This window comes from Lacticaseibacillus zhaodongensis (assembly GCF_009687905.1).
GTDB lineage: Bacteria > Bacillota > Bacilli > Lactobacillales > Lactobacillaceae > Lacticaseibacillus > Lacticaseibacillus zhaodongensis.
Map to the genome: position 1 here is coordinate 13,312 of NZ_BLBG01000002.1, position 12,662 is coordinate 25,973.

Below are 12,662 nucleotides of genomic sequence, written 5' to 3' on the forward strand. Positions count from 1 at the left end.
ATCATGGAGCAATTCGGCCTATTTCAATTCACGCTCCCACGTGGGGAGTGACGCTAAAGCCTGCACGACCGCGCAGAAGTATTACTTATTTCAATTCACGCTCCCACGTGGGGAGTGACCCACAGCCGCAATCATCAGGCCGGCACCGAGGAATTTCAATTCACGCTCCCACGTGGGGAGTGACCGCAATATATACCCCAGCAGCATTCGCTAGGCCATATGTTGTGGCTGGTACTATAAATCATCATTATTGTAGCCTGATTTGTCCTAACCAAGCAAGAAAAAAAGCTAAAACAGGTGCGAATCCCCAGTGATTTTATGATTACTAGGGGTTCGCACCTGAAAGCCGCAGTGTTCAGACCAAGATTGAAACACAGCATTTACAATAATTGAAGGATTCATCTTGATAAGTTGTAGTAACCAGAGCAAACTATTAGCAGATGCAGAAAACGCTTTCTATGGTTGGAGATGGCTCATATGTATTCTGAAGATGATCTGCTCATGATATCCGGAATTCAACATTTTATTTATAGTGAACGGCAGTGGGCCCTGATTCACGTTGAACAGTTGTGGAGGGAGAACTTCCAGACATACTCTGGCCAAAAATTACATAGTCGTGCCGATGATCCATTCATAAAAGAAAACCGGCCGGAATTGATTGTCTCAAGGTCGCTGCCGGTAAAATCACTACGTTTGGGGTTGTATGGAATTTGTGATGTGGTGGAATGGCGGCCCTCTGAAGATGGAGTTAAAATTTCTGGGCATCGAGGTAAGTATACCCCCAATGTTGTGGAATATAAACGTGGCAAAGCAAAACTTGATCATTCTGACAAGCTGCAACTTGTGGCATATATTGTCTGCCTTGAAGAAATGCTTGATTGCACCCAGATTGCGGGTGACTTATTTTATTTTAAAACGAAGCGGCGAGTGCATGTGGAGGTAACCCCGGAATTACTGAGCGAGTTGCAAGCAACGGTAGAACGAATGCACAAATACCTGCTTGATGAATATACCCCGCCAGTGACAAAACAAGATGAAGAGAAAACATCCTCCCTTGATGATATTGTGCCACCAGACATTTTTAATGGCGGTAAAGCCAGCAGATATATTGAGAGAAGGCTTCATGAATGAGAAAGCTGCTAAACACCTTGTATGTCAACGAAGATGATTCTTATTTACATTTGAAAGGTAAAAACGTAGCCGTTTCGCGTAATTACGAAGATGTAGGCATGGTTCCATTAATTAATCTCGAGGATATCGTCACTTTTGGCAGATCTGGAGCCAGTCCCGCGTTGATCAGCGAATGTCTGCGTAACAATATTGGTCTGACGTTTATGAACCCTGAAGGTCAATTCTTAGGGAGAATCACGGGAACCGTGGATGGAAATCTGGTTTTGCGCAAGCAACAGTATCGAGATGCTGATGATGCGCATATTGCCTTGTTCATCGCTCAAGATTTTATTACAGGCAAGCTGTTTAATCAACGGTGGATGATTGAACGGTCAATTCGCGAGCACAAAGGCCGGGCAAACGGAGCTTTTAGAACTCTGTCGGCTAACTTAAGGGATACAATCACCGAAGTTAGAGCAGCTACGAGCTTGGAGACATTACGGGGAATTGAAGGTCAAGCGGCGCATGATTATTTTGCCCAGTTTAACAATTTTATCTTGAATGATTCACCAGCATTTACGTTTACGGTACGTAGTCGTCGCCCACCGCTAGACAGAACAAACGCAATGTTGTCGCTTGGCTATTCGTTGTTGGAGCATGAATGTGATTCTGCGCTTGCGATGGTTGGACTTGACCCATATATCGGGTTTATGCACCAAGACCGACCGGGACGGGAATCGTTAGCAATGGACCTGATGGAAGAAATGCGTAGCGTGATGGTCGACAGATTTGTAATTAAGCTAATTAATAAGCGAATTGCTAAGCCAAATCATTTCAAAATTCAGGAGAATGGTGCGGTGTTGATGACGGACGTTGGACGTAAGCTGTTCTTGACACAGTGGCAAACCGCCAAGCAAGAAAAAATCACGCACCCTTTCTTGAAGGAAAAAGTGGCTTGGGGATTGGTGCCATACATTCAGGCACTACTACTAGCACGGTATTTGCGCAAAGACTTAGACGAGTACCCACCGTTTATGTGGAAGTGAGGTTGAACAGCAATGATGATTGTTGTTGGGTATGATGTAGCACTGAGCGAGAACGATGGAGCCAAGCGATTACGAAGAGTCGCCAAGATATGTACTGAATACGGACAGCGTGTTCAGTTTTCGTTGTTTGAGTGCGTTGTCGATCAACTTCATTATTTGGAACTCAAGGACCGCCTGACTAAGGTGATTGACCCCGAGCGAGATAGTCTACGTTTTTACAGGCTTGGTAAGAACTATCAGTCAAAAATCGAGCACATCGGCGTCAAATCGATAATCGATGTTGGCAAGCCGATAATTATGTAAAACCAATCTAGGTTAGTAGATTGGTTTATGCGTGTTGCGAGTATAGTGAGAATTTCAATTCGCACGACAAGCTGCCGTGAAGTTACAGTTATTATCGTAGCAATAGATTTACTAGAAAGTCAAAATGATTTGTATATTTAAAGAATGTTGCGGGTTGAACACTTTTGCTTGCAATATGCGTAGAAAATGGTATTTTTTAGTTACTGATGGACGTGTATATTGAGAGAAGGCTGAAGGCTAACTTCGGACCTTCTCTCTTTAGCAAGATGATTTTAGACATTAGGGTAGTTAGAGTAGAAAGAAGGTGTTTGGATGTACAACAATAATTTTGAGTTCGAAGTATATGGCCGCAACGCATTATTCTGCGACCCCCTCTTCCGATCAGAGAAGAGTAGCTACTCTGTTCCAACCTATCAAGCCTTAGTTGGCGTGGTATCGAGTGTGTATTGGAAGCCGACGCTCGTTTGGAAAATCGACCGTGTACGCGTGCTTCATCCGTTTGTAACGGAGGCAAAGGGTATGCGACCACTGGATAAGAATTTTGCAGTCAACAAGAACTCTTTAGCATACTATCAGTACTTAGTTAATCCAGCGTATCAGATTGCCTGCCATTTTGAGTGGAACATGCAGCGCGATGACCTTGAGGCGGACCGCAATGTTAAAAAGCATGTCTCAATTTTTCAACGGTCGCTTAAGGTAGGGGGACGGCGTGATATTTTTCTGGGAACACGAGAATGTCAGGCATATGTGCGGCCTGCAGGTTTTGGCGAAGGAACAAGCGTGTTTGATAACACTGGAACGATTGACCTAGGTCAGATGTTCCTGGCATACCATTATCCAGACGAGCATGCAGATAATAAACTATCTGCTAAGTTCTGGGATGCAAAGATGACTGACGGAATAATTAGTTTTCCTGACCCGGATGACTGTCAGACTGAGCAAAAGATTCGGGATGTGGCTTTACAGCCTTATGATAAACCGAAACTGACGCAGCCTGTTGATCAATTATATTCCGAAACGGATGGAGATGAGTCCTAGTGAGCCTATTTTCTGAGTTAGTAAATGTCTATGATGAAAATTCCAGCAAGGTGGGACAATTTGATGAAAGCAATCTGGCGCTTGTGCCCATTGCGCATACTGAAATGAATGTTCAGGTTGAAATCAGTCTCAGCAAAGACGGTGAATTTGAGACTGCACGACAACTCGCAAAAGATGAACTGGTAACGATTATTCCGGCAACACCAGCTTCGGTAAATCGAACCAGTAAAGCGGCGGCGTATCCTTTGGAAGACAAGATTTGTTATGTTGCTGGTGATTTTGCGGATAGCCAGCCGACTGGCAAAAAGAAGGAAAAGGCCGTTGAGAAGCACCAGCTTTACCTTGATGAGCTTAAATCGTGGGTCAATGCCGATAAAACGCCGCCAGAAATAGCTGTGGTGTTGATGTACGTGGAAAAAAATAGCTTGTTTGCTGATTTATTGCAAAGTATCACTGACAAATCTGCACAAACCAAAATTAAGCAAGGCGAATGGTATGTACGGTTTGTCGTTGGCGGCGAGCAGCTGTATCGAAGCAGGGAGCTATTTGAGGCGTGGACACAACATTTTCTATCCACAGCTAAGGAAGATGAGAATGCTAATTTCGGTACGGACTATGTAACGGGTGAGCACATGCTCTTGACGAACTCGGTTGAAGGGGGCGTCAGCAAGTCTGATAATAGTGCCAAGCTGATTTCTGCTAATGACAATTCAGCGTATACCTACCGCGGACTGTTTTTGGGTGATGAGTTTTACCAGCTGGGTTATGTGACAGCTCAAAAAGCAATTCACACTTTGCAATGGCTAGTTAAACGACAAGCAACCTATGTGGATAATCGTGCCTTCGTATTTTGGGGGACTAATGGTCAGGAAGATGCCGGAGCGGATTCTTTGAACTTATTGTTCAGCAGCTTGAACAGTCTGGGGTTGCAGGATGAATTTGATCTACCCAAACAGACCGGTGCTGACAATGCTCGGACAATTTTCAGCCAGTTTCGTGAAAGTCTGCAGGGCTTAGCAAACAAAATTGATGAGGATGAGACAGTAACCGTTGCTGCCTTTGATGCTGCAACCACCGGACGGATGGCGGTAGTCTATTATCAACACATTGATGGGTCGTCCCTTAAGGCTAATGTTTTGAATTGGGCTAAATACGCAGTTACTGAGCGCTTTAGTGGTAATCAGATTGTTAAAAAGACGCCCACTTTTAAACAGGTTATCCAGCTTGCATACCGAGTTGGTGTTAATTCATCAAGGTTTAACACGATGGCAAAGCGAGCGACTATGAATTTGATGTCTTCTATGGTTAGTGGCCAACCAATCCAAGCTGATATTTATCAAGCGGCTTTTCGACACGTAATTCGGCCTAACAGCTACAAGAAAACTGACGGTGGTTTTGACAGTCAGCGCTGGTGGAATGATGTTTACACTTTTTCGGCCTTGGCCAACTATCGGGCTATTAAGGAGAATTCGATGATAGAGAATGAATTAAAGCAAGACCGTTCGTATTTGTTTGGGGAATTACTCGCTTTAGCAGACCGGATGGAGGCACGTTCTTTACGCATTCAACGAGCGAAGAATGATGCTGTTTCCGGTCGGATGACAACCGCGCTACGTTATTACGGTAACTTCACTCAGTCACCAGCAACAGGTTGGTTGTATATTAAGCGGACATTGATGACTAGTTACCTTCGTCGTTTATCTGAGGGTACCCGTAATTGGTATTTAACCCAAATGCAAGCAGTTGAGGAGAAAATTAACTGGCAGGACAAGGATATCGACAAACCGGTGTCATACGCATTTGTGGCCGGATTCGCTGATGAAATCAAGGAGCAACAGGTAGCTGCAGTAGCTAAGACAGCCGAAAAGGAGAAGAATAATGACTAAGGTGCTTGATCACAAAATTGATTTTACAGTTGTTATTGGGGTTAACAACGCAAACCCAAACGGTGATCCATTGGATGGCAATCGTCCCCGCGTAGACGTGAATGGTTATGGTGAAATGAGCGATGTTTCAATCAAGCGGAAGATTCGTAATCGTTGGCAGGATAACGGTCTGCCAATCCTGATTCCAATGGAAGAGCGAGTAACGGATGGAATCATGAGCATTCGTGATCGCTTAAAGAAGAGTCCTGAGGTTGCAGAAATTCTGCATAAGGATCCGAAGAAGACGCCTGATTGGAAGCACGAGCTAATTGCTGCTGCATCAAAAGCTTGGATTGATGTCCGCGCATTTGGGCAGGTTATGCCATTTGGCGATAAGAAGTTGAAGGATGGTTTGGATGGTGTTTCGGTCTCTCTACGCGGGCCAGTCACTATTCAAACCGCTGAGTCTGTTAAACCCGTTACTATTAAGGAAAGTCAGATCACCAAGTCAATCAATCTTGAAACTGTTGAGGGTAAGGGTTCCGACACGATGGGTACCAAGTCGGTAGTACCGTTCAACGTATATGTCTGCAACGGAAGTATTAATACGGAGCAAGCGGACCGGACTGGCTTTACTGATGATGACGCAGAGAATTTGAAACAGGCTCTGTTGACATTGTTTGTAAACGACGAATCAGCAGCCCGCCCTGACGGTTCAATGGCGGTATTAAAGTTGATTTGGTGGACACACAGCACTAAGCTGGGCAAGCTTGCGCCATACAAAGTCCACGAAGCAACGACGGTGGCATTCCCAGATGATGCACGTCACTTCAGCCAAGTAAATGTGCAAGTTAATGATCCACATGTTGACGGATTGCAGGTAGAGGAAATTGACGGGTTCTAAATTTATTGCTCATAAAGTGGTTGATGCTGAGGGTGATATCCGCTGGCAATCAGTTGTTGATCATCTGGTTGAAGTCCGAGATCTTGCTGCAAGCTTTGGCGAAGACATGAGACTGTCCCATGTAACGGGGTTAGCTGGGTGGCTGCATGATGCAGGCAAATATTCAGATCAATTTCAAGATTATATTAATAAAGATAATGGTAAGCGTGGTTCAGTGAACCACGCTTTTGCTGGTGCGCGAATCCTAGAAAAATTTATCAATGAGCATGATAAGAGTACAGACGGTAACAAGTTTCTACTGCTTGAATTGCTCGGAAACGTAATTATGGCTCATCATAATCCTGGTGGCCCCAACGATTTTCTTGCGGCGGCGCCAACTGGAGAGCCTTTATTCATTGAGCGGATGAATAAGGTTATTCCGGAATGGCCGGGCGAGGTTTACGAGCGTTTTTTTGCAGATTTTGGTCTCAATGATTTTTTACGGTATTATCGTGCCGCAGTCGCTGAACTGAATACAGTGGGTACGAAAGAAATTTTTAAAAATCAGAGCTTTTATGAACGATACATTGCCAGTTGCTTGGTTGATGCCGATCATCTCAAGACGGCTGATTTCATGAATGGCTCCGAACGAAATGAATCAGATGCGGTAATTACGATAGCGGAACTGAATGCTCGCAATGAAGAATCTGTGCGCAGACAGCGGGCTGCAAATGTGAAACAACCAGATGGTGCTAACGGGCAGTTAAATGCCTTGCGAGACAAAATGTCAGCGGAAAGTTACGCGGCTGCGGACGGTGATGAGCAGTTGCTAAGCATGAGTGTGCCAACGGGTGGTGGTAAGACACTGGCTAGTTTGCGGTTTGGCTTACGACGTGCCGTTAAAAAGGGATTGAACCGGATAGTTTATATTGTTCCATTCACTACCGTAATTGAGCAGAACGCAGCTAGCGTTCGGCACGTGCTGGGATTAACGGATAATGATTTTGCCACCGTATTGGAATATCATTCCACGGTCACATATGAAGATGATAAGTCCGAAAAAAACGACGAATTTTCGGATGATCGTTATCACTATGCACGAGATACATGGGACGCACCAATAATCTTTACAACCCAAGTCGCGTACCTGAACGCACTGTTCGGCTCGGGAAGTCGTAACCTGCGACACATGCACCGTCTCGTTAAGAGCGTGCTTGTTTTCGATGAGATTCAAAGCATGCCATTTAAGTGTGTGGGAATGTCAAACACTGCAATCAACTGGTTAACGACTGCTGGCGGGACGACCGGGCTACTTTGTACGGCCACCAAGCCTGCACTAGAAGAGGATATTTTATCTGTACCGCTCCTGCCGGCAAAAGAAATTGTTTCAGATTTGCCAGATGTAGAGCTAGCATTCAAGCGTGTAGATATAGTCAACCTATTATCGGAAACTTGGACGACTGCCGATTTGGTGACACGATGCGAATCGGAGCTGAAATCAGTTAACAGCGTATTGGTAGTTTTAAATACAAAGCGTGCTGTTAAAGAGGCGTACACAGCTTTTGATGTCCCTAAAATTAGCAAGTTTCACTTATCGACGGCAATGTGTGCCGAGCATCGACAGGAAAAGTTTGCTACGATTAATGAGCAGCTCAAACTTGCGCGGCAGAAGAAAGGAAAAGTAATCGTCTTCTCAACCAAACTAATTGAGGCGGGGGTTGATCTGAGCTTTGAGTCTGTGTTCAGATCGTGTGCTGGTTTAGATTCAATTGTTCAAGCAGCTGGACGGTGCAATCGTAATCACGAGTTGCCGATGGGCCACGTTTATACGTTTAACATGGATGGAAATGTTGAAAGATTGACCAGCCTTCCAGATATCAGTATCGGCGGTCAAATAACGAAAGAGCTCGCACACACCCATCCGGATGCAGATTTTCTCTCTAGCAAAATTATCCATGAGTATTTCCGAAATTTGTTTACACGCATTAACTCCAATCTCAATTATCCATGTACTGTCAGGGGGCTCAATCGTAAAAAGTCATTACTAAAATTATTTGCCTCAATCCATGATCCAATAACTCATTTATGGCATTTTCCAAATGAAGACAGTATGAGTGCTTATTGCAAAAAGCTTCGCAAGTCTAAAGCTCCAGTTAAGGTGCAGAATTTCAGTGCAGCTATTCAAACGGTTGCTGAAAACTTTGAACCGATTGCTTCCGATACTGTGTCCATTATCGTTCAATGGCCAGGCAATAAACGCAGCGAGGAAATCGTAGCGAAATTAGAGGCAGGGAACACTGATTTTGATGAGACTTCGGAACTGTTACGTGAAGCTCAAAAGTTCACAGTGCAATTGTATGCGAAGGGTCCATCCGGTAAGAGGCAATTGGAAGAGTATGCAGCGGATTACTTGGATAATTTTCACGTATACGTTGCTAAAGAAGGAGTCTACAGTGATGACTTCGGCCTGGGCGGAGATGGCCGACTGGAAAATATAATGTTGTAGTATCTGATGAAACTTTTACTTGTACGTCAGTGTTAAAGTCTAAGAAATTATCGAAAATACGTATGAAAAGCCGTTAGCCCGGAACTGAAGTGCAACAAAAAAGTTAGACAATTTAATAGCAACTAGGCTGTGGCCTGTTCTCGGTACTCCACCGGGGTCAGGCCATTTTTGTTTAAAGAAATTCTCTCTGTGTTGTACCAATTAACATAGCTAATCACGAGCTCCTTCAGCTCATCTAAATCATGAATGACGTGCCGGTACAGGCATTCACGCTTCATCAAGCTGAAGAAGCTTTCTATTGGCGCGTTGTCGTGACAATTTCCCTTGCGAGACATACTTGGGACGACGCCGAGTTCCCACATCGCAGTCTGGTATTCCATCATTTGATATTGCCACCCTTGGTCCGAGTGCATTATTGCCATAGTATCCGATGGGTATTTCAGAGCAAAGTCATCAATCGTAAGCCTCAGCTGTGCCTTATCGGCGTGGGACGAAACAATAACCGTAATCACTTCACGGCTGGCTTCGTCAATAATGGCGGAGATATAACCCCAAGAATGATTTAGTAGCTTGACTTGCGTCACGTCAGTATGGAAAACCGTATTTGGTTTAGTCGCATTGAACTGTTGGTGCAGCAGGTTATCGTTCACAGTTCCAACATGACCTTTGTATGAATGATAGCCACTGGTATGCCGTGAATAGATGGTGACCGCCAGGCCAAGCATTCCCATCAGTCTAAGCACCGTATTAGGTGACACTTTGTAATGTGCCTTCTGGGCGAGTTTATAGATTCTACGGTAACCATAAATCTCGTGAGAATCTCGAAAGCTCTTTGAGATAAAGGCTTTTAAATCCGCATATTTGTCTGGTTTATGGTTTCGGTGCAGTCGATCATAGAACGTTGCACGAGGCAAATGCGTCGCTTCAAGCAACGCTTTGAGTGGATATTGAGACCGTAGCGTATCCACTACTGCCGCTTTTGCGGCCGCTGTTTGTTCTTCGATACGGCCCTCAATTTTTTTAGAATATCCCGTTCCATTTGCGTCTGATAAAGTTCCTTGCGAAGACGCATATTTTCTTGGACCAACTTATCCTTTTCGTTTGACGTCAGTTTATCACCGTCGTCTTGGCGTTTTCGTTGGGTCATGCTAGACCTTCTCCCTTTGGGACGAGGGCGCAGTCCGGCCGCTCCAGCTGCGTTGAAGATTTGACTCCAGACTGACACTTGCGACGGATTGACTGCGAAGTGAGCAGCAACTTTGGCAACTCCCTCATCGTGAGTTTGATAATAGTCTACCACGGCAAGCTTCTCTTCCAACGAGTAAGCATGCTTATGTTTTGCACGTTGGAGTGACTCCAAGCCATGAGCACGAGCTAATGCGACCCAGTCCTGAATTGTCCTGATACTCGGTATCTGATAATGGCTAGCTAAATATCGATATGAATGCTTTCCAGATAAATAGGCCTGAACGACTTCAATTCTGAATTCGGATGAATATTTGGTCATAGAAATACCCCACAATCGTTAGGCTTGCTTGTCTAACAATTATGGGGCACTTCAATTATCAGTCCAGGCTGGCGGTTTAATTTTGGCTGCAATATTTTACTTACTTTGCTACGCTGCTGGTTCCATCAGCGTAGTTAATCGTGTACCCATCTTCCACATTGAAAATATAAACGTTAAAGCTAACACTATTATCCCCAACCGACTGCGCGCGCATGTGCACGCCGCGGGCAACGAGTTCGTTTCCGCGGTAAACTGGCTGCACCTGATACCGCACATAGTGACTGCTACTCTGCTTGATGTAGTAGGCGATGTCGTCTTCGTGCGCCAGCATTAGCGGACTGTTCAGGCTACGGGTGCCAGTCATCAGGTTCTTCGGGTTGTTGTTCTCGCCGGTGAGCTGGAAGCCAATGAGGTGACTGCGGTTGTAGAGCCAGCCACCGGGGATGCGGCGGTTGTGCCAGCCGGTCGGGTCCCAGGTTTGGCCCGTCCGCTTTTCGGTCGGCATCAGCGACTGGTTCAGCAGAGCGTTGCCGGCAACGGCGCGGTTGAGGCTGTCGAGGTCGCTGTATTGTTCCCACGCGCCTCTAGCGGTACTGAGGTCGGCGCTGCCGAAGCCGGGCTTGTTGCCGTTGACGACGATTTCCTGCTGGCCACTGTAGTTCATGTCAGCGAGCTGCTGATTGGTAGATTGCGGCGCAGGCTTGGGTGCAGCTTTAGTGACGGTGGCTGGGGCATTCTTAACCTTGTCTGCGAAGGCCGCCTGCTTCTTTTCAAAAGCTGCAGTGTCCTTGTTCAGTTTCTGCTGCCGCTTAACGTTCCGTACTTCGAGCTTTTTGGCTGATTCTTCAGGCTTGTGGTCGTACTTCTTGACCACTCTAATCTTCGCCGGGGCACTGCTCTGGCCGCACGCGGCGGTCGTGGCGCCGATACTGAAGATGGCGGTGGCGACTAGGAGTTGTTTCCAAAATTTTGACATTAGCGCAATGACCTCCTGTAGCCGGCAGCTCTGGCCTCAGCCTCGGTGTTGAAGTACACGGCGTTGGCACTGTTCATGCGGTAGCCGGCCTGGCCGGGGACGTGGTAGATTTTGCTGTTCGCGTTGCCGATGATTTTGCCCTGGCCGCCGGTGGTGAGGTTGCCGTGGTTAGTGGGTGCGCTGTGGGTCGTTGCGGCGCGAGCCCGGGAACTTGCAGCTGATGCTTCGGAACTCGCTGCGGCCGCCTGGCTAGAAGCCGCGGCGCTACTGGCTGCTGCGGCTGCCCGGCTGGAACTACTGGCGGCTGCGGCTTTGCTGCTAGCGGCGGCATCGAACTTGCTTGAGGCGCTGCTTAATGATTCGGACTTGGAGCTCAACTTGGCGAACTGGTCGTCAAGCTTGCTGGAAACGGCGACGGCGCGGTTCTTGCGCGCGGTGCCGATTTTGATTAGGTGGGTCTTGGTGATGACTCGCGGCGTGGTGCTAGGACGGGCGCTGCAGGCACTGCCGAAGACACTGAAGACTGCGATGATTATGGCCATGAGTGCGAGCTGGCGCGGCTTGCCGTGACCGCGGTGCCACAGGTACCATGCGCCGGCAGTCGCGACTGCGGCGACGATGAGCATAAATAATGACATGGTGGGTTTCCTTCCGATTGATTTTGCATAACCAATGTTACGGTAAAGAAAATGAATATACAATTTTAAATGCTTGCTGATACATAAATAGACCGGCAGCCTGTCACAATACGCACGGTTGCCGGTCTAGGTTTATATGGTGGAAGCGAGCCGGTGGGGATGATTACTTTTGCAGTGGGTTGTAGCTGGCGACGAAGTGGAACTCGCCATCGAAGCTCATCTGCAAAATGGCGCAGTTACCCGTGTAGATGTCGTAGCCGGTCATCGGCCAGGCGAGGTAGTGCAGCAGAAACGCGTGCATCGCGCCACCGTGGCTGACGGCCAGGACGTTGTCACCCTTGGCGTGTTGCATCAGGTCAGTTAAGGTCGCCACCATGCGCACCTGAACCTGGGTCATGGCCTCACCGCCGTAACCGTGCTCTGCAAAAAAGTTCCCGTAGCTAGCTTCCCCGGGGTGCTTGGGGTTAAGGGTTTCGCTTTGACCTTCAAAGACGCCGAAGTTCCACTCCTTGAGGCCCTTGAGGCGCTGGTAGGGCTGGTCGGTGATCAGCTCCAGTGTGTCAACGGCGCGCTCCTGGGTGGAGGCTGCGGCGGTGTTGAAGTGAATGTTCCGTTGTTGGTAAAAATCCTTGGCAGCCTTGGCTTGCGCGATGCCGTTTGCCGTCAGCGGGGAATCCGACGCTCCTTGGATTCGGTGCTGAACGTTGAACAATGTTTCACCATGCCGCATTAAATAGAGAGTTTTCATTAATTGAGAATCCTTTCGCTGGGCCTTAAAACGAGGCCGATT

At 46.9% G+C, this 12,662-nt stretch carries 12 protein-coding genes and 1 CRISPR repeat array (1 of these 13 running past the window's edge); of the genes, 7 read left to right on the forward strand and 5 right to left on the reverse strand.

The genetic code is table 11. The features are described 5' to 3' along the window. A CRISPR array of direct repeats spans positions 1-184; the repeat unit is 32 nt; unit sequence ATTTCAATTCACGCTCCCACGTGGGGAGTGAC (it extends 3,343 nt beyond the left edge of the window). A 293-nt stretch (positions 185-477) separates the two neighbouring features. The 7 genes from cas4 (at position 478) to GN107_RS02615 (ending at position 8,751) form a co-directional block, all read left to right on the forward strand. After that, a complete protein-coding gene (gene cas4, locus GN107_RS02585) occupies positions 478-1,131 on the forward strand; it encodes a CRISPR-associated protein Cas4 (protein WP_155286296.1) in 654 nt (217 codons plus the stop codon). Next, on the forward strand, positions 1,128-2,156 hold the full coding sequence (gene cas1c, locus GN107_RS02590) for a type I-C CRISPR-associated endonuclease Cas1c (RefSeq protein ID WP_155286297.1): 1,029 nt from the start codon (positions 1,128-1,130) through the stop codon (positions 2,154-2,156). Before cas4 ends, cas1c begins: the two co-directional genes overlap by 4 nt. Before the next feature lie 12 nt (positions 2,157-2,168). Further along, positions 2,169-2,459, forward strand: a complete 291-nt coding sequence (gene cas2, locus GN107_RS02595) for a CRISPR-associated endonuclease Cas2 (protein ID WP_155286298.1) — start codon at positions 2,169-2,171, stop codon at positions 2,457-2,459. Between the two features lie 312 nt (positions 2,460-2,771). Next, positions 2,772-3,497 carry a type I-C CRISPR-associated protein Cas5c gene (gene cas5c / locus GN107_RS02600; RefSeq protein WP_155286299.1) on the forward strand — a complete coding sequence of 242 codons (726 nt, stop codon included), beginning with the start codon at positions 2,772-2,774 and terminating at the stop codon, positions 3,495-3,497. After that, positions 3,497-5,383: a type I-C CRISPR-associated protein Cas8c/Csd1 gene (gene cas8c / locus GN107_RS02605; RefSeq protein WP_155286300.1), complete on the forward strand. Its 1,887-nt coding sequence runs from the start codon at positions 3,497-3,499 to the stop codon at positions 5,381-5,383. The genes cas5c and cas8c overlap by 1 nt, the downstream gene beginning before the upstream one ends. Then, positions 5,376-6,266: a type I-C CRISPR-associated protein Cas7/Csd2 gene (gene cas7c, locus GN107_RS02610; protein WP_155286301.1), complete on the forward strand. Its 891-nt coding sequence runs from the start codon at positions 5,376-5,378 to the stop codon at positions 6,264-6,266. Before cas8c ends, cas7c begins: the two co-directional genes overlap by 8 nt. Continuing rightward, positions 6,253-8,751 (forward strand): CRISPR-associated endonuclease Cas3'', encoded by a 2,499-nt coding sequence (locus GN107_RS02615; RefSeq protein WP_155286302.1) that lies wholly within the window; start codon positions 6,253-6,255, stop codon positions 8,749-8,751. The genes cas7c and GN107_RS02615 overlap by 14 nt, the downstream gene beginning before the upstream one ends. 122 nt (positions 8,752-8,873) lie before the next feature. Here the strand turns inward: GN107_RS02615 and GN107_RS02620 are convergent, their stop codons facing one another. The 5 genes from GN107_RS02620 to GN107_RS02640 form a co-directional block, all read right to left on the reverse strand. Beyond that, on the reverse strand, positions 8,874-9,719 hold the full coding sequence (locus GN107_RS02620; protein ID WP_196246227.1) for an IS3 family transposase: 846 nt from the start codon (positions 9,717-9,719) through the stop codon (positions 8,874-8,876). Further along, positions 9,719-10,258, reverse strand: coding sequence for a helix-turn-helix domain-containing protein (locus GN107_RS02625; RefSeq protein WP_155286304.1), 540 nt, complete (start codon positions 10,256-10,258; stop codon positions 9,719-9,721). The genes GN107_RS02620 and GN107_RS02625 overlap by 1 nt, the downstream gene beginning before the upstream one ends. A gap of 100 nt (positions 10,259-10,358) precedes the next feature. Then, on the reverse strand, positions 10,359-11,234 hold the full coding sequence (locus GN107_RS02630) for a DNA/RNA non-specific endonuclease (protein WP_155286305.1): 876 nt from the start codon (positions 11,232-11,234) through the stop codon (positions 10,359-10,361). Further along, positions 11,234-11,872, reverse strand: coding sequence for a sunset domain-containing protein (locus GN107_RS11350; RefSeq protein WP_230678538.1), 639 nt, complete (start codon positions 11,870-11,872; stop codon positions 11,234-11,236). The genes GN107_RS02630 and GN107_RS11350 overlap by 1 nt, the downstream gene beginning before the upstream one ends. Before the next feature lie 163 nt (positions 11,873-12,035). Next, the gene (locus GN107_RS02640; RefSeq protein WP_155286306.1) at positions 12,036-12,620 is read right to left on the reverse strand and encodes a histidine phosphatase family protein; all 585 of its coding nucleotides are present in this window, start codon (positions 12,618-12,620) and stop codon (positions 12,036-12,038) included. Between the last annotated feature and the right edge of the window lie 42 nt (positions 12,621-12,662).

Excerpts from the sequence above, each read along its gene's own strand:
- cas4 (WP_155286296.1), top strand. The coding sequence starts at position 478 with ATGTATTCTGAAGATGATCTGCTCATGATATCCGGAATTCAACATTTT.
- cas1c (WP_155286297.1), top strand. The coding sequence starts at position 1,128 with ATGAGAAAGCTGCTAAACACCTTGTATGTCAACGAAGATGATTCTTAT.
- GN107_RS02640 (WP_155286306.1), bottom strand. The coding sequence starts at position 12,620 with ATGAAAACTCTCTATTTAATGCGGCATGGTGAAACATTGTTCAACGTT.
- GN107_RS11350 (WP_230678538.1), bottom strand. The coding sequence starts at position 11,872 with ATGTCATTATTTATGCTCATCGTCGCCGCAGTCGCGACTGCCGGCGCA.
- cas5c (WP_155286299.1), top strand. The coding sequence starts at position 2,772 with ATGTACAACAATAATTTTGAGTTCGAAGTATATGGCCGCAACGCATTA.
- GN107_RS02625 (WP_155286304.1), bottom strand. The coding sequence starts at position 10,258 with ATGACCAAATATTCATCCGAATTCAGAATTGAAGTCGTTCAGGCCTAT.
- cas7c (WP_155286301.1), top strand. The coding sequence starts at position 5,376 with ATGACTAAGGTGCTTGATCACAAAATTGATTTTACAGTTGTTATTGGG.
- cas2 (WP_155286298.1), top strand. The coding sequence starts at position 2,169 with ATGATGATTGTTGTTGGGTATGATGTAGCACTGAGCGAGAACGATGGA.
- GN107_RS02630 (WP_155286305.1), bottom strand. The coding sequence starts at position 11,234 with ATGTCAAAATTTTGGAAACAACTCCTAGTCGCCACCGCCATCTTCAGT.